Source organism: Oscillatoria salina IIICB1 (assembly GCF_020144665.1).
GTDB lineage: Bacteria > Cyanobacteriota > Cyanobacteriia > Cyanobacteriales > SIO1D9 > IIICB1.
This window is the reverse complement of sequence record NZ_JAAHBQ010000023.1, coordinates 36,087-56,867: the sequence shown is the minus strand read 5'-3', so window position 1 is coordinate 56,867 and position 20,781 is coordinate 36,087. Positions and strand designations below refer to the sequence as shown.

Sequence of the window (20,781 nt, the reverse complement as noted above, 5' to 3'; positions counted from 1 at the left end):
ATTTGCTCAAACTTCCGCTAAAAACTTCAATAAAGCTAGATCTAAACTTTTTGCGGATAGATCGACAACTTGCACAGTTTTTGCCAATCGCGGATAATAAGCTCGACTCAAGGAACGACGATAAGCCGGATCGTAATGAGTAACTAACAAATCTCCGATCAAACTATGCCACTCATTTTGGTCAATTAACTTTTTCCATTGTTTAACTTTGTGACAACCATAACGAGAGTTTAGTTTATCCAACTTATTTTTCAGGAAATCAGCATTCTCGACCAAATGTGGATATTCCTGCAACAACCAATCAATTCTAGCTGCTAGCGGTACTTTTATTTCCAGACAACTCGCTTTTTTCATCATCTCCCAAAGGGCAGAAGGTAAATAAATTTGTCCAATTTTATTACTTTCCGACTCCACCCAAACAGGTTGATTAGCGTCGAACTTTTGCAACCTTTGTAATAATCTCGATTCAAAATCTTTTTGTGACGGTTGTGGTTCAGGTTTGACTTCCCATTCTTGTCCTAACAAAGAACCACGATGATTTGCCAAAGCTTCTAAATCTAATACTTGGATATCTCGTTTCGCGAGTCGCCGCAAAATTTCTGTTTTACCTGTACCAGTCAAGCCAGACAAAATTTTATAAGTGAATTTTAAAGGTAATTGATTCAGTTGTTCGCGGACATAATTACGATAAGTTTTATATCCTCCAGTAACAACAGTCACATACCAACCAATTTGACTTAATATTAACGCCAAACTATGAGATCTGTTACCGCCACGCCAGCAGTAAACGAGTGGAGAATAATCTTTATTTTTAGAGAGAAAATGAGTTTGTAAATAGTGAGAAATATTCGCCGCGACTAAAGATGCGCCAAGTTTCCTTGCTTCAAAAGGAGAAACTTGCTTATAAATTGTGCCAATTTTAGCACGTTCTTGATTATCCAGTACGGGTAGATTAATCGCACCAGGAATGCGATCCTCAGCATATTCGGCTGGCGATCGCACGTCAATAATTTCACTATAAGTTTCCCGCCAAGGGGTGGATGTGTAAGTCGGTTCTCGCATTTCGGGGACTGGGGACTGGGGATTAGGGATTAGGGATTGGGGGACTTGGGAGAGGGGGACTTGGGAGAGGGGGAAGAGGGGGGAGACAAGGAGGAGGGGGGAGACAAGGAGGAGGAGGATAAACTGATAACTGCTAACTGATAACTGGTCACTGATAACTGTTCACTGATAACTGGTCACTGTTAACTGTTCACTGATAACTGTTAACTGATAACTGCTAACTGTTCACTGTTAATAGCCTAACGTTAAAGCATTAGGGCGGCGGGGATCGGAGGCACCAAACAATCTTTTTTCACGATACATTACACTTTGGGTACTTCCCATCGCATTAGTTACTTCTACGGTATGTCCGAATTCCTGCAACAAAGCAATCGTATCTCCATTCAAACCTTTTTCTACTTGTAATACATCCGGCAACCATTGATGATGAAAGCGAAAACTATTCGTTGCCGCCGCGATATTCATTTCGTGGTCAATTACATTCATAATTAGTTGTAATGTCGCCGTAATAATCTGACTTCCCCCAGGACTACCTGTAACTAAAAAAGGTTGCCCATTTTCGATAACAATTGTCGGAGTCATCGAACTCAACATTCGTTTTTCAGGTTCAATGGCATTCAACTCACCACCAACTAAACCATAAGCATTTTGTACACCTGGTTTTGCCGTAAAATCATCCATTTCGTTATTTAAAAGAATGCCCGTCCCCGGAACAGTAATACCACTACCGTAAGAAAAGTTTAAGGTATAGGTATTTGCTACCGCATTTCCATAGCGATCGATTACGGAAAAGTGAGTAGTATCGATACTTTCAATTTTCTCATTAATTGCGGCTGGTAAAATCTTACTACTGGGGGTTGCTTGTTGTAAATTAATCCGCGATCGCAAACGATCGGCATAACTTTTCGAGATTAACTCCCTGACGGGTACGTCCACAAAATCTGGATCTCCTAAATATTGGAAGCGATCGGCATAAGCTAACTTCATTGTTTCTGTCATAATATGAATAGTCTTAGCTTGATTATGTCCGAACAACTTAATCGGAAACCCTTCGAGGATATTTAACATTTGAATTAAATGAACTCCACCGGAACTCGGCGGTGGCATAGAATAAATATCATATCCTCGATAATTACCTCGAACTGGCTGACGAATTACAGGCTGATAACTAGCTAAATCTGCTTTCGTAATTATCCCTCCATTCGCTGACATCTCAGCCACAATTTTATCGGCAATTTCGCCCTGATAAAACGCCTCTACTCCTTCAGATGCAATCAATTTTAAACTCTTCGCTAAATCCGCTTGAATGAGAAGATCTCCCACCTGATAAACCTTTCCTTCTGCCGGAAAAAATATCTCTTGACTGGCTTCATTAGTTGCTAAATAAGGTTGGGCAAAAATCAGCGAACTGCGTAAATCTTCAGTTACAGTTATTCCCTTTTCTGCCAATTCAATCGCTGGTTGTAAAGCTTCTGCTAAAGAAATTGTCCCATATTTTTCCAAAACAAATGCTAACCCAGCCACCGTACCGGGAACGCCCACAGCTAAATGACTAAACCTTGATTTTTGCGGATCTGCTTTGCCATTTTCGTCTAAAAACATATTTCTTGTCGCGGCTAAAGGGGCTTTTTCTCGATAATCAATAGCCACTGTTTCTTGAGTATCAGCTAAGTGAATTAACATAAAGCCACCGCCGCCAATATTACCTGCCCGTGGTAAAGTAACTGCTAAAGTAAAGCCAATCGTAACGGCGGCATCAATTGCATTTCCTCCTGCTTTTAAAACTGATAAACCTGCTTGGGTTGCTAAGGCTTCTTGTGTAGCGACGATGCCATTTTTAGCAATGACGGGATGAAAAACATCTTGAGTGTTATAGATTGGTTTTTCGGCGGCTAAATTTATCGGGCTGAGGAGTTGTAATGCGAGGATAATTGTCCAAAATGATTTAATTTTTATTGTCAAAATTTTTAGCAAATAAATGTTGTTTTTAGGAAAAATTATTTTCCCAAAAATAGAAGTTAATTTCATTTCAGCCTCGAATAAATTTAGCAATTTTAATTATGGCATAAAAACTTTAATTATTTGAATTTTAATAGCTTAAATTTTCTTGTCAATAAAGAGGTTTGATTTTGTTTTGAAATAATTATTTTTTTGCCTAAAGCGAGTCAATTTTTAGTTAAAATGATTTGCTTAAGTGAATATACTTAATACACTTTTGCTTGAGAACGGCAACAAAATTTAACTAAGTTAATTTTAACAAAAAGTAAAAAAAAGTCATGTTCTTTTCAGGAAGATTTAAGTAAGATCGAAGACAACAGAACTCAAAGCCATTGTCTAGATTAACAGCAAGCGTAAATTTTTCGACTTGAAAGTGAAATCTAGCTAATTAGTGCTAATTGTAGTTGAAGAATAATTAATGTAACGCCAAACCAAGAAAGTTAAAATAATTTTTTGTTACACTCAATTGGCATCAAGGCAGTTGTAAATATTTTTTACATTGAGCGCAATTTTAACTCGTGATGAGTTAATTAAATCGGAGGGAAAAAAATGAATAGCCACGAATTATTATCGAGATATGGATCTCGCGAGTCAGATTTTACCGGAGTAAGTTTGCATGAAGCGGGATTAGGTGGCGTAAATTTGAGTAGAATTAATTTGAGTCGAGCTGACTTAAGCGGTGCCGATCTAAGTAAAGCGGATTTGAGTGGGGCTTGTTTGAGTGGCGCTAATTTAACCGATGCGGATTTAAGTAATGCTAATTTGGTTGGGGCTAACTTAGTTGATGTTAATCTGATTGGTGCAGATTTGATTGGGGCGCAACTGGGCAGCGCGGATCTCAGTCAAGGTGACTTACGTTGTGCTAATCTGCATAATGCTGACCTTACTGGTGCTAACTTAGCTTCAGCTAATTTGAGTGGTGCTGACTTAAGTGGTGCGAACCTGACGAATAGTAAACTAGATGGGGCGGATTTGAGCGGAGTCGATTTGGTTGGTGCGAAGTTGACTGGGACTAACCTGAGTGAAAAGGATTTCGATTCGGAGCGTAATTCAAGCGGATTGTCCCATAAGTGGAGAAGTTGGGCAGGTAAACGCTAATTTTTCGCAAAAATTAACCAGGTTGAGGGAGCTAGGATAGTTTTGTAGCTCCCTTTTTGGCTTGCTTGGGTAAGTGGGTTTGGTATCTTTTGTTATAATAACGATTATCATTTTATGGTGCTGACTTTGTTAATTGGGGTTGAAGTGGTAGTTTCACACCAAGTCACCAAGTCGCCAAGATTAAGTTGGTATGTAGTTAAAATTTGCTTTTATAGTGGTAAAATTAAATTTTTATTGAGGAAAAATAGTTAGGTAAAAGGATAATTTCGATGGTGGATTGGGGAAAAGATTGGTTTTAAAAGTTACTAAAGATTGGCAAAAATAGTTTCATTTTTTGCCTAAATGAAGGAGTATTTATAGCAAGAGAAATATTTCTGTTGCTGAGCGAACGATGGAGATAAAAATAAGTTGTTGAGAATGGTAGGCGAACCCAAGTCTTTGTATTGATGCACCTTTGGATGATTTTGACTGGAGAACGATCGCAGAGGTTCCCGAAGAAAGAGGAAAGATGGTAAAAAGTTTGAGTAAGGTGAAACAGAAGAGTTGCCGAAGCAGTAAAATCCGTAAATATGCCCAAATCTGGTAATAATTATTAGCTGGCGTGCTGAAATAAAATGGTGAAAAAAAATCATAAGAATTACCTGATTTCAGAGATAATAGTCTGAAGATCGAAGTGAAAGTTCAACCAGTAACGAAAAATCTCGTCTGCACGGACGATTGGTGCAGTAGCGCCAGCAACCCAAGCGGCGATCGCACAAAAGTTATAACCATTGCTCTATGAAAATTAACTGGCTAGTACCGACAATAGGTATAGGAAGTTTGGTTCTGTGTTCATCTGCTGCGGAAGCAGGAAATTTGGTTTCGTGGAGGTTCGACGCAAACCAGAACCGATTAATATTTACTACAGATGGGGGAGTTCAACCGACAGCGAAATTAATTGCCGATCCGACTCGCTTGGTGATTGATTTACCGGGGACAAGTTTAGGAAGACCAACGGTATATCAAGATTTAGGGGGTGCGGTTGCGTCGCTGCGGGTGGGACAGTTTCAAGCGAATGTGACTCGTTTGGTGGTAGAGTTAGCCCCAGGATACATTATCGATCCGCAGAAAGTAGCCGTTCGGGGGACAAATCCGATTTCTTGGGCTGTAGATTTACCGACTCCGCAAAAGGTGGCTATAGCGCCAATTATCGATCCGAAACCAGATGTAATTTTGCCTCCAGAGGATTCTGCTAGCGGGACGAAGGCTTTAGATTTTGAGGTGACGCAAAATGGGTTGTTCGTGCGTTTGGAGGGTGAAAAACCAGATAAAATCGAAGTGAGGCGGAGTGGCGATCGCCGGACGATCGATATCGACTTGGAAGGTGTGACTTTACCTAATTCCCTCGCAGCGAGAAGTTTATCTGTCAATCGCTACGGTGTCAGCCAAATTCAGTTTAATCAACGCTCATCTTCTCCCGCCGTCGCCCGCGTTACCTTAAATGTTAGTAAAGATAGCCCCAACTGGCGAGCATCTTTTAGTCGTTATGGTGGTTTAGCCCTTGTCCCGGAAGGCGGAATTACGGCGGTGGAAACAGACAATGACTCTACACCCAGTGAACCGATCGCGACTACTTCCCCAGCGACAATTGAAGCAGTAGACGTAACTTTAAATGGTAGCCAACTATTAGTTCGTAGCGATCGCCAAGTGGGTGCAACGGGAAACTGGAATCGGAGAACGGGTTTATACGAGTTGAGAATAGATAATGCTCGACTTTCTAACCGTTTTGTTTCGCCGAGAACCGATACTACCAGTCTCCTCGAAGGTGTGCAAGTAATTCAAGCGGATCGCAATACGGTTTTAATTCGCGTAAAACCTGCCCCTGGGGTCCAAATTGGCGAACTCAATCAACCTAGCGAACAACTAATTTCCTTGCGGTTACAACGCTCTACGGCGGCGTTACCCAGAGAAACTTCAATTCCCGTACCGCCACCAGAAAATCCGCTTCCCGCGACTCCTACACCCACACCGAATACCTCATTACCCAGGATACCTAACGGACGCATTTCTGTTGTCATCGATCCGGGACATGGGGGAAAAGATCCTGGGGCGATCGGAATTGGGGGACTGAGGGAAACTGATATTAATTTACCAGTTTCTCGTCGAGTAGAGCAAATTCTCGAACAACAAGGTGTACGGGTAATTATGACGCGATCGGACGATCGCTTTATCAGCTTACAAGGACGTACTAGTATGGCTAACCGTGCGGGGGCTGATTTATTCGTCAGTATTCACTCGAATGCGATCGGCGGTCGTCCTGATGTGAGCGGTTTGGAAACCTATTATTACAGTAGCGGTAGACAATTAGCCCAAACGATCCATAAAAATATTTTACAGCGACTTAACGTGCGCGATCGCGGTGTGAGAACGGCTCGATTTTACGTCTTGAGAAATTCTTCCATGCCTGCGGTTTTAGTGGAAACTGGTTTTGTGACTGGACGCGAAGACGCAGCCAGATTAGCAACTTCTGCTTATCGCGATCGCATGGCAGAAGCGATCGCTGCGGGCATTTTGGAGTATATTCAACGCAATATGCTGTAAATAGTCACTCAGCCTTCGGTATTTAGTCCTCGGAAGAGGACTTTCACTATTCGCCTTTTTTTTAAATTCCAGGCGGATAATTAAACTAATTAGTAACTTTGTTACCTGCAAACCTTACTTTATGTCTCATCTACCAACACTCAATACCGATACTATTTGGGCGATTCTCAACGAAGAAATTGACGACAAAATAGTTAATCAATTAGTTTGGCATTATCTCGGTTATCGCTATAACGAATCTAAGCAAATCTGGGATACGAGCGCTGTTGCTGAAGAATGGCGCGAAAAATATCCCGAACCACCTGATTTTATCGCCAATCGACCGCCCACAGTACAACTAACTCGTTCGATTCCCAAGGAAAATAAGCAATTATTGAAAGAATATTTAGGTTTTAAAGGTTATAAAATTGGCGAATTTGGTCCGCGACAAACTCGACGGGCGACAATGGCAAATTGGCTGTTAAGTTATTTAAAAGAAAAGCAAATGTTGGCGTAATTTTACTTACTCTGTGATGAAAACTTCTCGCGATCCTTATGCTTGGATCGAGCGATCGCTGGCTACTATCCACCAAGCTAACTGGTATCGCTCGGTAAAATCTCTTCACGGTCGTCCTGGTGCTGTGGTAAACTTAGCAGGACGCTCGGTAATTAACTTTGCTAGTAACGATTATCTCGGATTAGCTGGTGACGATCGCCTTATTCAAGCTGCAATTAACGCCACGCAAAAATACGGTACAGGTAGCACTGGTTCGCGTTTACTTAGCGGTAATCGGGATTTACACGGTGAATTAGAAATGGCGATCGCGCAACTCAAACAAACTGAGGCAGCCTTGGTTTTTAGTTCTGGTTATCTCGCAAACCTAGGTACAATCACCGCTTTAGTCGGCAAACGCGATTTAATCCTCTCCGACCAATACAACCACTCTAGCCTGAAAAACGGCGCTCGCCTCTCCCAAGCCCAAGTAGTCGATTATACCCACAACAACTTAGTAGATTTAACCAGCAAACTCCAACAACATCGCCCCCAATCTCGTCGCTGCCTCATTATCACCGATAGCGTCTTTAGCATGGATGGTGATTTATGTCAACTACCTAAATTATTAAATTTAGCAGCAAAATATAATTCAATGCTCTTAATTGACGAAGCCCACGCCACCGGAGTCTTAGGAGCAACAGGAGCAGGTTGCGTCGAACATTTTCATTGTACCGGAGAGCAACTAATTCAAATCGGAACCTTAAGCAAAGCATTAGGTAGTTTAGGCGGTTACGTCACCGGGTCTACAACCTTAATTAATTATCTCAAAAATCGCGCCCCCAGTTGGATTTATACCACCGGACTTTCCCCGGCTGATACCGCAGCCGCATTAGCCGCAATTAAGATTATCCAACAAGAACCAGAACGAAGATCGCGGCTGTGGAGAAACGTTAATCTTCTCAAACAATTGTTAGCAGAAGTTAACTTATTAGCTTCCGAATCGCCAATTTTGTGCATTGAGTTAGAAAATATCCCACAAGCTTTAAATTTAGCCAACAAACTCATCAATGCCGGGATTTTCGCCCCCGCAATTCGTCCACCCACAGTTCCCACCAGTCGCATTCGCATCTCACTCATGGCGACTCACGAACCAGAACACCTAGAAAAATTAGCAGCAGTAATTAATTCCTAATCCTTTAAGTTTACACCAAGGATAACAGTCGTAGCGATCGCTATTAATGCAGATCGTCTCAGACGAGCCAAATTATATAGCAGAGAATGAGTTAGCTCAAGACATCCTCATTTTCGGAAAACCTTGCTAGGATAGGCTTCGATCGTTGTTCGCTGTTCGCTGTTTACTGTTCGCTGCTATAGCTCAGTCTGGTTTTTACTCGAGCGGATAAGCTATTATTTAACATAATTTAAATTTCCTTCGCTCTTTAGCTTCAGCTTTGGCAATTAACAATTTTTAATCTACCCAGATTTTTCCGACGACTCATTTTGCTCTCAACTTGGCTCGATCTTAGTCTTGGTTCTCAGATGTCGCTTGGGAACTAAATAATATTTAGCATTTGATTTCCAGGAAATTTAAGCAACTGTTGTTAATTTTTGCAACAAATTTGCGAGATTGGCAAAAAAACAAGGTCTTGAGCCGAAAAAAAAGACAAAGGCTATCCTTTGTTTCATCTTAGTTTACTCAAAGTTGCCATTATGAGTTATTTAGCTATTCCCGCAGAGGTAGAAATTTTTCCCGAACCAGTTTTTGGTATTGTCGAACAGACCATAGAAGCACATAAACCAGGAAAAGTCAAGTTTTTAGGTATTTCTTGGCAAGCTTGCTTTTATCGAAACTTTGGCGAGACCAAAGTAGTCAGCGATCGCGCGATCGCGATCGTCGGTGTAGCAGATGCTACCTTGTTAGTAATGCCAATAAGTATATTTTCCGAGTAAAATAAAAAAATGAGCGCATGATATAGACAACTCGATTTTTCTTTAGTAAAGAAATACTTCCAATCAAGTCTCGATTGGCTTTTTTTGATGGGAAACAAAAGTGAAATATTGCGGGGTCACCCAAACAATTAGGAAGAAATTTTAGTTTATCCCAGATAGTAACTTGTCAGCCAACTAATTGACAAAATAGCCACTCAAGTTACCAGAGGGATTAACTTTCTAACTAACTTTTTAGTTGTCTTACCAAACTGGTAGCAAATCAATAAATTTTCACTGGATGAAGTTATCGGAAAATAAAAAAATTAAACTCTAGCGATCGGGAGTGCAAACAATGCCATTAATTCGTGAAATTGTTAACCAAGCAATAACTAAAGGTTGTTTAAGCATCGAAGCCGAAAAGCAACTGATTGAGTTACTAACCAGCAAATACGAGTTAGAAGACTTAAATGCCTTTATGAAATTACAGTTAGAAGTCATGAATGGTACAGTTCGACAAGAATCTCGCGAACTATATTACGCACAATATCATACTCAAAGTGCATAATCGTTCCGGAAACCAAACCTACCCGCCAGAAAATAGAATCAAAGACTCAGCACGGTAGGGTAGGAAGAACCTTGTTGAAGCATAAATTCAATTATCAACTTTTAGGAAAGTCCCTGCACGGGCGTTACCAAATCATTCAAGTGCTAAGTGGTGGAGCATTTGGACAGATTTATATTGCGGAAGAAATTAATCATCCCGAGCGACCCAAGTGCATTGTTAAACATTATCGACCTAGTAGTTATTACCCAAGTTTACTAAAAACCAGTAAACGTATATTTGTTAACGAAGCAGAAAACCTGAAAAAACTAGGAAGCCACCAGCAAATTCCTCGACATTTAGCTTGTTTTGAAGGCAATCAAGAGTTTTTCTTGGTACAAGAATATATTGAAGGAGACTCACTCGACATTTGCTTTCCCCTCTCTCAGCACTCCGATCGAAGTTGGAATGCGGGGCAGGTGTTAGAAATGTTAGAGGATGTACTTTCAGTATTAGAATTCATTCACACTCAAGGAATAATTCACTGCGATCTCAAGCCGAATAACATTATTAAACGAAGCTCAGATGGCAAATACGTGTTGATCGATTTTGGTGCAGCACAATCAATTCGCGAGGAAACGAACGAAGCAGAAATCATTGATAAACAACAGTTACAATCAATGGTGGCAGTCAGTCATTTAGGTTACATTGCACCAGAGCAATTAGTAGGTAAACCTTATCCCAATAGCGACATTTATGCTTTAGGAATAATCGCAATACAAGCTTTAACTGGACTAGATCCAGCGAAACTAGAGCTAAATTTGGAGACAGGCGAAATTAGTTGGGAACATATTTATCAAAAAGCTGGGGCAACTTTTCAGCTTAGTGAAGAATTTGCCCAGATTTTAACGAAAATGGTAAGTTACGATCGCCACCAACGCTATCAATCGGCTCAAGAAGCGATCGAAGCTTTAGCCACAGTGGAAGTAGCAGCAACTTCAGTGGTAGGAATGCCAGAATTAGGTGTAGTTGGAGAAACTAAATCGAAAGCGAGAAATGTAGTTGTGGATGCAGAAGCCATCTTTAAGCCTCTGCAAGAAGAATTAGCTCAAGAAGTCAAAAAAACTGCTCCAGCGAAGAAAAAGCCCAAAGTCGCTGCGGCAACTCCAACAAATTTAGGAGACTTAGCCGAAAATACGATCGGACTGTTAGAGTCGAGTTTCTCCAACTTATCCAAATTACCGCCTTTACTCACAGGTATCGGCGTAGGTATTGCCGCGACTAACGCCCTAGCAATAGGTTTCGGAGTTAATTCACTATTGAATGCTGTAGCTGCCGATCCTGGAGCAGAAAGTTTATGGGAAGCAGAACAAGCCTTCGATCGCGGTAATATTGAGGAAGCGATTCGTCTGGCAGAATCCATATCGCCAGAAAGTAGCGCCTACGAAGAATCGCAAACGGCGGTGAAAAAATGGCAACAAGAATGGAAACTCGCCGAGGCTCAATTTAAAGCCACCGAAACAGCCTTTAAAGAGCAACGCTGGCTAGACGCGATCGCCGCAGGCAGAAAAATTCCCGAAATCGCTTTTTGGCAAGATCGAGCCACACCTTTAGTCGAGCAAGCTTTAGCCCAAGCAGAAACAGAAGCAAAAAACTTACTGCAAAAAGCTTTTACTCGCGCTGCGAAAAAAGACTTTACTACAGCTTTAGCTTATCTCAAACAAATTCCGCCAGACACCTCCGTAGGAGCGAAAGTACAGCAAAAACTGGCTGAATATCAACAAAAACAAGAAGTTAGAGCCAACTATCTTCTCCAACAAGCCTTCGATCGCGCCGCCAAAAGAGACTTTCAAGGTGCAATTAACTACCTCAAACAAATTCCCCCAGACACTCCCGCAGGTGCGATCGCTAAAGGCAAAACTCTCGAATACACCCAAAAACAACGCATTAAAGCCGAAGTCGAGAATAACAGCACTAAACCAAAAACCCAAACCAACGCTTCCCTTAGCCGTAGCGAAATTAACCCCGGAAACGAATTACAAGAAATTAGTGCCGCCATCGCTACTCGTTAAGAAAGACATTTACCCAAAACTAGCCTGCTGATGCAGGCTAATTTTTTGCATAATTTACTTCCTGCGATCGATACCTGGAGAAAAATCCAGCGATTCCTTTATTCATAAAACCGAGATTTTGTCAAGTTTCAGGTTAAGGAATATCCTGATAACGCCTAGCTAAAAAAACGGTACTTATGTCAAGCGACCAAAATCTTTGCCATTCTGAACCAGAAACCAAAGTAGCCGCTCCCAATTCCAATTAATTAAACTCCCCAGGCAAGATTCGAACTTGCGACCAATCGGTTAACAGCCGACCGCTCTACCGCTGAGCTACTGAGGAAAGCTCGGTTGTGTTTTCCACAACAGTTTCTAATTATAGACAAACTAAATAAGTTTTGGCAAGGATTTAGCAAAATTTTTTTTGAGCCGACTATCCCAAAGCGTGAAAGATGCTAAAAACGCCCGTTTCAGGCTATCTTAAAAATAACGCATCATTTTTCCACCTATGCTGACTCATCACCGCAGACCTGTATGTCTCTCTTGGCTCTCGACTGACTTGCCTATTTGCTCTACGATCGAGACTGCTGCTACCCTTTATCAGAAAGATCGAGAACGGTTTCACCTGTTGTTGAAAGACCCGCAATTTTCACCTTCAGTAGCGCAACCAACAAAAACCGATAAACTAGGGTTGCTGTGGCTGGAACTTTCTCCTTATCGAGTAATTATGACCATGCAGGGAAATGCTAACTTGGGTTATCGTCACTTTTGGGAACCAGGTGTTTACGGGATTAGCCGTTATTGGTTACACGGTACGGACACGAAAGAAAATGGTTCATTCCGTTTGCGAAACTATACTCGTAGTTTGCGTTTAGAGGGTCGTCCCTTACCGGAGAGTATGCGGTTGGAATACGAGTTATGGTCGGAAAAAGTTCGCGTAGGGCATTATGTTCTATATTTAGAGATTCATCATTAAGGGGATTGGCGATTGGGGACCCTTGGATTGGGGATTGGCGATTGGGGATTGGCGATTGGGGATTAGGAGACAAGGAGGAGGGGTTTTCAGTTATCAGTTATCAGTTACTAGTAGATATTGGAGACAAGACGCAATGAGCAAATAAACTGTTCACTGTTCACTGTTCACTGATAACTGTTCACTGATAACTGTTCACTGAACCCAGTCCCCAATGACAACTAATAACTTAAATAATTATGGGAAGCGAAAGAATAACTCTTTTATCGAGTAGAGAAATTGAAAAAATGCGTCGCGCTGGACGTTTAGCAGCGCAACTTTTAGATCGCCTTGCGCCAATGATAAAACCAGGAGTAAGTACCTTGGAACTTAATGACGAGGCGGAACGTTGGACGCAAGCACATGGAGCTAAAAGCGCTCCTTTAGGTTATCATGGTTTCCCGAAGTCGATTTGTACGAGCGTGAATGAGGTGATTTGTCACGGTATCCCTCGCGCGGACCAAATTCTTAAAGATGGCGACATTATTAATATTGATGTTACTCCGATCTTAGATGGCTATCACGGCGATACGTCGAGAACTTTTTTTGTGGGTACTCCTTCACCTCAAGCGCAAAAATTAGTTGAGGTGACAGAGGAGTGTTTGCGAAGAGGTATTGCTGAGGTTGCACCAGGAAAAAAAATTGGCGATATTGGTGCGGCTATTCAAGAGTATGCTGAAGCTCATGGCTTTTCGGTGGTACAGGATTTTGTGGGACATGGAATTAGCCATGTTTTTCACACTGCACCGCAGGTTCCTCATTATGGTACGAGAGGTAAAGGTAAGCGTCTGCGTGCTGGGATGGTGTTTACTATTGAACCAATGATTAATGAGGGGACTTGGGAAGCTGAGGTTTTGGATGATGGTTGGACTGCTTTAACAAAGGATCGTAAGCTTTCGGCGCAGTTTGAGCATACGATCGCTGTTACTGATGATGGGGTGGAAATTTTGACTCTGAGTGAGTAAAAATTAATTAATTTACCACGATCAAAGCCCGCTTAGGCGGGCTAATTTGTTGGTTAGGCGATCGCTATTTCTTCGGATAAATAAACGTCTTGGATCGCCTGAAACAATTTAACACCTTCTGCAAACGGTTTTTGAAAGGTTTTCCGACCGGAAATTAAGCCACATCCACCTGCGCGTTTGTTAATGACGGCGGTGCGAACTGCTTGAGCGAAGTCGTTTTTCCCGGAGGAACCACCTGAGTTGATTAAGCCGCTACGACCGCAGTAACAGTTAAGAACTTGATAGCGAGTGAGGTCGATGGGATGGTCGCTGCTCAGTTCGGAATAAACAAGATCGTCGGTTCTACCATATTTATTACCAGTAGCTTTGGCGATCGCGTTGTACCCGTTGTTACATTCGGGCAATTTTTGTTTGATAATATCAGCTTGAATGGTAACTCCAAGGTGATTGGCTTGTCCGGTTAGGTCGGCGGCTAGATGATAATCTCGATCTTGTTTGAAGACATTATTTCGCAGATAACACCATAATATCGTCGCCATGCCTAACTCGTGAGCGCGAGCGAAGGCTTTACTAACTTCTTGGATTTGACGGGCGGATTCTTCTGAGCCAAAATAGATTGTTGCACCCACAGCTACAGCACCGAGGTTCCAGGCTTGTTCGACGGAACCAAACATGATTTGATCGTATTGGTTGGGGTAAGTTAGTAGTTCGTTGTGGTTGAGTTTGACGATAAAAGGGATGCGATGGGCGTATTGACGCGATACCATTCCTAGTACGCCTAATGTCGTCGCAACGGCGTTACAACCTCCTTCAATTGCTAATTTAACGATGTTTTCCGGGTCAAAATACATCGGGTTGGGAGCAAAGGAAGCGGCGGCGGAGTGTTCGATTCCTTGGTCTACGGGTAAAATCGAGAGATAGCCTGTATTTGCCAATCTTCCGGTAGAATATAACTGTTGCAGAGAACGTAAGACTTGAGGAGAGCGATCGCTTTTCGCATACACTCGCTCGATCAAATCAGCACCTGGTAACTGCAACATTTCTGAAGGAATTTTGGCTTTGTAGGTAAGTAAGCTTTCTGCTTCGTCACCTAAGAGGGATTCAATTTTACTGGTTGAGGTGAGAGTTGCAGTCATAATATTTTTCCGAAAATAGCTTATAATCTACTGTTTTATTTTTACAGTATCTACTTGAGATCGTTGTCTATCTGACAACAGAATTTAAAGGATGAATTTTCCCTATCAGGATGTATTTGTAACTTTGGCGGCGGTAGATTTAGAAATCATGGTTGAATTTTATCGCCAATTGCTTAATCAAGATCCGCAAGCTTATTTTCCCCAAATATATGCAGAATTCCAGCTAAAAGGGTTGCGTTTGGGAATTTTTCGCCCCAAGGTTAGCCATCAAAGTGAATTTGCTGACTCCACAGCCAGTGGGATGAGTTTGTGTTTTGAGGTGGAAAACTTAGAAGCGGCGATCGCTTATTTTCACTTCCTTGGATTTCCTCCTGCTAGAGAAATTACCACCGCTTCCCACGGTAGAGAAATTTATGCTTACGATCCCGCAGGCAACCGCTTAATTTTACATCAATCTCATTAAATCGCTAGGTTTTTTTACCTACTAAATTTTCCTAATTCTGGTAATAATTACTTTTTTAATAAAGATTTAATATTTGTCAATGTTAAGAAATGATTAAATTTTAAGTAGTTTAACAACGAAGAATCAAGGTTTGCAAAAACAAGCGGCGGTTTATTCTTTGTCGATTTATCTAGAAAGGTCACAAAATATTAACTCTGTTAAGTTTAGCAAATTCCTGAGTCCCGATACTGATACTCTAAGTTACAGAAGAATTTGTAATGTAAAAGAACTAAAATTTTTCTGTAGTTACAGAAACATTTTCAAAAAACTTTACAAAAAGATAAAAAACTAGAAAAATTAATTTTTTTTGGAGGCGAAAAAAAGATGTATCTCAGTAAACTAGCCGTGAATCCCGTAGATAACAAGCAAGTTACCGAAATTACTTCCCGGAGAGTTGCCGAGAACAAACACCTCCAACGAAGAGAAATCAAGCAAATGCTACGACTATACGATCGCGCCTTAAGTGCTACTAGCAACGGGATTGTTATTGCTGATGCTCAACAACCGGACTATCCCCTAATTTACTGTAATCCTGCCTTCGAGAAACTAACAGGTTATTCCAAAGAAGAAGTCTTAGGATTTAACTGTCGTTTTCTCCAAGGAGTAGACTCCGATCCCGAAGTAATCGAAGAAATTCGGACTTGCTTGGAACAGAAAAAAGACTGTGCTGTTGTCGTCAAGAACTATCGCAAAGACGGAACCCCATTTTGGAACGAATTAACAATTTCGCCAGTACGAGACAGTAAAGGTCGAGTCACTCACTTTATTGGGGTACAAAACGATATTACTCAGCGTAAACTTGCCGAAGAAGCCTTACAAAAAGCAAATCAGGAATTAGAACAGCGAGTAGAAGAACGAACAGCAGCACTTCAGCAAGCCAACGAAATGTTAAAAAAGGAAATTGCCGAAAGGAAACGAGTAGAAGCAGCACTTAGGGAAAGCGAAGCCAGATTTCGAGCAATTTTCGAGCGAGCAGCGATCGGAATTGCTTTAATTGATATGGACGGACGACCTGTAGTCAGTAACCCAGCATTACAAAAAATGTTAGGTTATAGCAGCGCCGAACTCGGCAGCATGACTTTCGCCGAATTCACTCATCCTAACGACGTTAGCAATGATAGTGAAGAATATCAGCAACTTGTTACCGGGAATAGAGAACACTATCAAAAATCAAAACGCTACTATCGCAAAGATCGCAAATTAGTTTGGGGAAACTTAAGCATTTCCTTAGTCCGAGATAGCAAAGGCAAACCTCAATTTGCTGTAGGGATGGTAGAAAATATTACCAAACGCAAGCAAGCCGAAGTCGCCTTGCACAAAGCCTTAGTCAAAGAAAAAGAATTAGGCGAACTCAAGTCAAAAATCATTTCCATTACTTCTCACGAGTTTCGCACTCCCCTAACAACGATTCTTTCTTCTGCGGAATTACTAGAAAATTATAGCCAGGAATGGAATGAAGCAAAAAAGCTCAAACACATTCAGCGTATTAAAATGACAGTCAGTCAAATGACGCGAGTTTTAGACGACGTACTCTTGCTTGGTAAAGCCGAAGCAGGCAAACTAAAATTCACGCCTCAACCGCTAGATTTAGTTTCTTTTTGCTACCAAGCGATCGAAGAACTGCGCTTGGGAATTGGTTCGAGACACTTGTTAAATTTTTCCTTTGACCAGAAGTGCGAACCAGCTTTAATTGATGAAAAGTTGTTACGTTATATTCTTAGTAACTTGTTCTCCAATGCAGTTAAGTATTCCCCGGAAGGTAGTACGATTAATTTTGAGCTAGCTTGCAACGATCGTTGGGTAGTTTTGCGAGTTCAAGATCGAGGTATAGGCATTCCTCAAGAAGACCTCGATCGCTTGTTTGAATCATTCCATCGCGCCCGGAACGTGGGTAATATTCAAGGTAGCGGATTGGGACTAGCGATCGCCAAAAACTGTGTGGATTTGCACGAAGGAAAGATCGCTTTAGAAAGCCAAGTTGGTGTTGGTACGACCGTTACAGTTAGCTTACCTTTAAATCCAAACAAAGTAAGTAAAGAGGATTTTCCTCCAAATGAGTCTTTAACTTCAGATTAACCCTCTTGGCAGAGAAGGGAAAAGACGTGTTGAAAGCCAAACTAGACTAGGTAAATTTCCACCACTTGGCGATCGCTGTCAAAGCGAGTAAGCTAAATCGGCTAAACCATAGAGGCTAATAATCAACAATAGTATTGCCATTAATTGAGTAATGCGCGGTTGAGACGAAGGTAAGAAAGCTTCGCGAACCAGCATCGAACTAGATGCACCAATAACATAGCTTAAACCTAAGACCAAGAAAGGCCAATGGTTGATATTTCTGGAAAATATTAACCAAATTACCACCAAAGCCATTGCTAGCATCAACATTACCAATTCCACAAAGCGAGGAGGGTTTTGTTGACTAGAGATCGCTATCGTGTGCCACCAAAATTGCCAAAGTCTCATAAACAACGATTGATGTTAAAGGATCGGATTTAGGATAATCTACAGCAATATCTGTTGGCTAGTTATTCTCAGACAAATAACCTAGTTGCTGATTGTGTTGGTATAAATAGGCAACTGCCTCTTCGGTACTGGTTTGAGGAAAGTCAACGTAAAAGCGACTGACGCTAAAGAAGGGATCGGGAGTTTCCAACACGATCGCCCGATTTCCCCATTTCTCGATGCGGGGAATTAACTCTTTGGGTGCGACTGGAGTACAAATCCAAACTTGTGCGGGTTCCTTGGCTTTTACGGCTTGGGCTGCAACTGCTACAGTCATTCCAGTGGCTATACCATCATCAACGATAATCGCGATCGCTCCTTTGGCATCTACTTGGGGAAGATACTTGGAAAATAACTTGAGTTGAGATTGGGCTTTCTTTTCCGCTTGCTGTTGGGCTATTTCCAGTTCCTTGCTACTTTTTTGGCGATATAATCCCGAATGAGACCATAATACGTTTCCCTCGCTAGAAACCGCCCCAATTGCCAATTCTGGATTACGTGGTAGAGTAATCTTTTTTGCCACAATTATATCTAGCGGACAACCCAACTGCTGCGCTACGGGAATTGCTACAGGAATTCCTCCCCTAGGAAGGGCGTAAACAATTGGTTGTGCTTCAACACTTTCTAAGCTGAGTTTGTTAATTTCCTGTAAAATAACCTCGCCTAGCTGTTTGCCAGCATTAAGTCGATTTCTAAATATGGTGATTGTAGACATAAGTTTTTTTCCTCTTGACAGTACCTTGTTTTTATGATAATTGCAAATTACTAATAGATTGACACATTTTGAGAATTTTTTAATCAGTAAGAGGTAGGAAATGGTAAAACAGAGCAGATAGTCTCAGAAAATAGGTAAGAGGCGATCGCCTTCGCAACTCTTTTCCTTCTCAAATTCATCTAAAATTGTTAAGTCTCGATAAAGGACTTCAACTACAGTTGAATTTTCCATTAATAGGAAAATTCTGCTCGCTGCTTGTAAATTTCAATTTGAGTAATGACTAACGACGAAAAACAACTAAATCTTTTTGACAACTTAGGAAAATCTGCTAATTTTCAACCAGATTTGATTCCTACTGATGTCAAAGTTCCTATTCCACCAGGTACTTACCAAACAATTGACTTATTGGCAAAACATTGTAATGAATGTTATCGTTGCGAACTGGGAGAAACTCGCACTCATGCTGTTGTTGAACGCGGCGATCGCGAAGCTGATATTATGATTATTGGCGAAGCTCCCGGTCAAAATGAAGACGAAACTGGTTTACCTTTTGTGGGTAAATCTGGACAACTTTTAGATAAAATTTTAGCTTCGGTTAAACTCGATCCTGAAGAAGATGTTTATGTTGCTAATATTGTTAAATGTTTGACTGGCGACACTTTAATTTTCACAACGGAAGGTTATTTGCGTCTGGATTGGATTGTGAAAAATCGCTGGTTGGGAAAAGTTTTAAGTGTCAATAATGGGGGCGAATTAGTCTGGCAAAAAATTACTAATTGGTATCAATCTCCTTTGGCTGGAAGAAAGCTATATCAAGTTACTTTTCCCGGTCAAGAAATTGGTTATACTGCTACTGCTGACCATCCTATTTTGACGCACAGGGGTTGGATTTCGGTTGCTGAATTACAAGCAAATGATTTAGTTGCTACGGGAATGCCTAAATCTGGTTTAGAAGCTTTAATGGCAACTGCTTTTGCTGATTTTTGTGTAATTTCAAAGAGAAAACCTAACAATTTCAAATATCACGAAGAAAGTTTTGTAACTGAATGGCAACCAGCAATAAAAAGAGAGATTTCTAATGATTTAGAATCTCCTTTTGTTTATTGTCTTGATGTGGAAGAAACGGCTAATTTCGTTACTCCTGCTGGTGTAGTTCATAATTGTCGTCCTCCGGGAAATCGAACTCCGACAGCAAAAGAAATTTCTGCTTGTAAACCTTATCTTTTGGAACAAATTCGCTTAGTAAATCCGAAGATTATTCTTTTTACTGGTGCAACATCTCTCAAAGGTTTGACTGGTGAAAAAAAAGGTATTTCTAAAGTGCGGGGTGAATGGATAGAATGGGAAGGAAGACTTTGTATGGCAATTTTCCATCCTGCTTATTTGCTGCGTAATCCTTCTAAAGAAAAAGGTAAGCCCAAGTGGTTAATGTGGCAAGATATTCAAAAGGTGCGGGCGAAATTAGATGAGTTAAATTCGGAGTTATAACTAATATAAAATCTTGATAATTAGTTATCTAGAATCTAGTTAACTATTTATCTAGAATTCGGTTAACTAGCAAGCTAGCGGGCATCCTGCCCGCACTACAAAAATGGTTAACGTTTAGTTCAGCCGCAGTTCGTAAGACGAAATTTTGTGGAAAACTTTTGCGAAGCAAAACCATAAAAAGGCGGTTTACAAACTGTCGAGCGTAAGCACGAAGCGCTGGAGCGGTGCTGCAACGCTTTGTTAGTCATTTAATGAATCAATTCCTTGTTCTTTAAGTTTAGCTAATCCGTCTTTCATTGTTTTGACTTGCTCTGATGAATGTCCTTGCCAAACTGTAACCTCACCGACAACCTTAAATGGATGTAATGAACGGTAAGATTTTGTTGGATTACCTTGGAATTTTCTGTCAGTCAAATCAGGATCGTCTTCAATGGGTCCTGTTGGTTCTACTAAATAAATTCTTTCACTCCCTTCGCCAAAGGAAAGTTCAGCACCCCAAATAGCGGCATCCAAGGTTGCTGTCAAGAAAATATATTTAGATTTTTTTCTTTGTCCAAAATTTGAATTAAAACCAACTTCGATTAAGTCCCCAATCTTTAGATCTGCCTTTGTTCCATGGAAGAACGTCTGAGAAAAAGGAGTTGCTTTAGGTTCATTTGATTTGTTCATGCTTTCTTTCCTCATTGCGCAAGTTATCTATCCCACATTCCGCACGACAAAATGTAAG

General features: G+C 41.1%; 18 protein-coding genes, 1 tRNA gene and 1 pseudogene. 13 read left to right on the top strand and 7 right to left on the bottom strand.

What is annotated here, in order from left to right; translation table 11 throughout:
- Nucleotides 1–6 precede the first annotated feature (6 nt).
- Nucleotides 7–1,062: a tRNA 2-selenouridine(34) synthase MnmH gene (gene mnmH, locus G3T18_RS08705; RefSeq protein WP_224410156.1), complete on the bottom strand. Its 1,056-nt coding sequence runs from the start codon at nt 1,060–1,062 to the stop codon at nt 7–9.
- Between the two features lie 231 nt (nt 1,063–1,293).
- The gene (gene ggt / locus G3T18_RS08700; protein WP_224410155.1) at nt 1,294–3,090 is read right to left on the bottom strand and encodes a gamma-glutamyltransferase; all 1,797 of its coding nucleotides are present in this window, start codon (nt 3,088–3,090) and stop codon (nt 1,294–1,296) included.
- Nucleotides 3,091–3,609: 519 nt separating this feature from the next.
- Here ggt and G3T18_RS08695 point away from each other — a divergent pair.
- From G3T18_RS08695 to G3T18_RS08665, 7 genes are all read left to right on the top strand, one after another.
- On the top strand, nt 3,610–4,158 hold the full coding sequence (locus tag G3T18_RS08695; RefSeq protein WP_224410154.1) for a pentapeptide repeat-containing protein: 549 nt from the start codon (nt 3,610–3,612) through the stop codon (nt 4,156–4,158).
- 777 nt (nt 4,159–4,935) lie between these two features.
- Nucleotides 4,936–6,738, top strand: coding sequence for an N-acetylmuramoyl-L-alanine amidase (locus G3T18_RS08690; RefSeq protein WP_224410153.1), 1,803 nt, complete (start codon nt 4,936–4,938; stop codon nt 6,736–6,738).
- Nucleotides 6,739–6,859: 121 nt separating this feature from the next.
- Complete coding sequence (locus tag G3T18_RS08685; protein WP_224410152.1) at nt 6,860–7,234, top strand: DUF1823 family protein; 375 nt, start codon at nt 6,860–6,862, stop codon at nt 7,232–7,234.
- 16 nt (nt 7,235–7,250) lie between these two features.
- Nucleotides 7,251–8,405, top strand: coding sequence for an 8-amino-7-oxononanoate synthase (gene bioF, locus G3T18_RS08680; protein ID WP_224410151.1), 1,155 nt, complete (start codon nt 7,251–7,253; stop codon nt 8,403–8,405).
- Nucleotides 8,406–8,923: 518 nt separating this feature from the next.
- Nucleotides 8,924–9,163, top strand: a complete 240-nt coding sequence (locus tag G3T18_RS08675; protein ID WP_224410150.1) for a hypothetical protein — start codon at nt 8,924–8,926, stop codon at nt 9,161–9,163.
- A 331-nt stretch (nt 9,164–9,494) separates the two neighbouring features.
- Nucleotides 9,495–9,707: a hypothetical protein gene (locus tag G3T18_RS08670; RefSeq protein ID WP_224410149.1), complete on the top strand. Its 213-nt coding sequence runs from the start codon at nt 9,495–9,497 to the stop codon at nt 9,705–9,707.
- A gap of 71 nt (nt 9,708–9,778) precedes the next feature.
- Nucleotides 9,779–11,755, top strand: coding sequence for a serine/threonine-protein kinase (locus G3T18_RS08665; RefSeq protein ID WP_224410148.1), 1,977 nt, complete (start codon nt 9,779–9,781; stop codon nt 11,753–11,755).
- A gap of 250 nt (nt 11,756–12,005) precedes the next feature.
- On the opposite strand, the gene G3T18_RS08660 is transcribed toward G3T18_RS08665, so the two are convergent.
- Nucleotides 12,006–12,077, bottom strand: a tRNA-Asn gene (locus G3T18_RS08660).
- A 165-nt stretch (nt 12,078–12,242) separates the two neighbouring features.
- Between G3T18_RS08660 and G3T18_RS08655 the strand changes: the two genes are divergently transcribed.
- Both G3T18_RS08655 and map read left to right on the top strand, forming a co-directional pair.
- Nucleotides 12,243–12,710, top strand: coding sequence for a hypothetical protein (locus G3T18_RS08655; RefSeq protein WP_224410147.1), 468 nt, complete (start codon nt 12,243–12,245; stop codon nt 12,708–12,710).
- 236 nt (nt 12,711–12,946) lie between these two features.
- The gene (map, locus tag G3T18_RS08650) at nt 12,947–13,711 is read left to right on the top strand and encodes a type I methionyl aminopeptidase (protein ID WP_224410146.1); all 765 of its coding nucleotides are present in this window, start codon (nt 12,947–12,949) and stop codon (nt 13,709–13,711) included.
- A gap of 53 nt (nt 13,712–13,764) precedes the next feature.
- On the opposite strand, the gene G3T18_RS08645 is transcribed toward map, so the two are convergent.
- The gene (locus tag G3T18_RS08645; protein WP_224410145.1) at nt 13,765–14,847 is read right to left on the bottom strand and encodes a class I fructose-bisphosphate aldolase; all 1,083 of its coding nucleotides are present in this window, start codon (nt 14,845–14,847) and stop codon (nt 13,765–13,767) included.
- A gap of 91 nt (nt 14,848–14,938) precedes the next feature.
- Here G3T18_RS08645 and G3T18_RS08640 point away from each other — a divergent pair, with 91 nt between their 5' ends.
- Nucleotides 14,939–15,310 carry a VOC family protein gene (locus tag G3T18_RS08640; protein ID WP_224410144.1) on the top strand — a complete coding sequence of 124 codons (372 nt, stop codon included), beginning with the start codon at nt 14,939–14,941 and terminating at the stop codon, nt 15,308–15,310.
- 363 nt (nt 15,311–15,673) lie between these two features.
- Nucleotides 15,674–17,425, top strand: coding sequence for a PAS domain-containing sensor histidine kinase (locus G3T18_RS08635; RefSeq protein ID WP_224410143.1), 1,752 nt, complete (start codon nt 15,674–15,676; stop codon nt 17,423–17,425).
- A gap of 78 nt (nt 17,426–17,503) precedes the next feature.
- Here the strand turns inward: G3T18_RS08635 and G3T18_RS08630 are convergent, their stop codons facing one another.
- On the bottom strand, nt 17,504–17,812 hold the full coding sequence (locus G3T18_RS08630; RefSeq protein ID WP_224410142.1) for a hypothetical protein: 309 nt from the start codon (nt 17,810–17,812) through the stop codon (nt 17,504–17,506).
- Between the two features lie 58 nt (nt 17,813–17,870).
- Nucleotides 17,871–18,566, bottom strand: a complete 696-nt coding sequence (locus tag G3T18_RS08625) for a phosphoribosyltransferase (protein WP_224410141.1) — start codon at nt 18,564–18,566, stop codon at nt 17,871–17,873.
- Between the two features lie 276 nt (nt 18,567–18,842).
- Here G3T18_RS08625 and G3T18_RS25740 point away from each other — a divergent pair.
- Nucleotides 18,843–19,430 (top strand): annotated as a pseudogene (locus G3T18_RS25740) (uracil-DNA glycosylase family protein); the annotation flags it as partial.
- Between the two features lie 69 nt (nt 19,431–19,499).
- Complete coding sequence (locus G3T18_RS08615) at nt 19,500–20,054, top strand: uracil-DNA glycosylase (protein WP_318013946.1); 555 nt, start codon at nt 19,500–19,502, stop codon at nt 20,052–20,054.
- 240 nt (nt 20,055–20,294) lie between these two features.
- Here the strand turns inward: G3T18_RS08615 and arr are convergent, their stop codons facing one another.
- Entirely contained in the window at nt 20,295–20,723 is a 429-nt protein-coding gene (gene arr, locus G3T18_RS08610; protein WP_224410140.1) for an NAD(+)--rifampin ADP-ribosyltransferase, read from the bottom strand.
- Nucleotides 20,724–20,781: the final 58 nt, after the last annotated feature.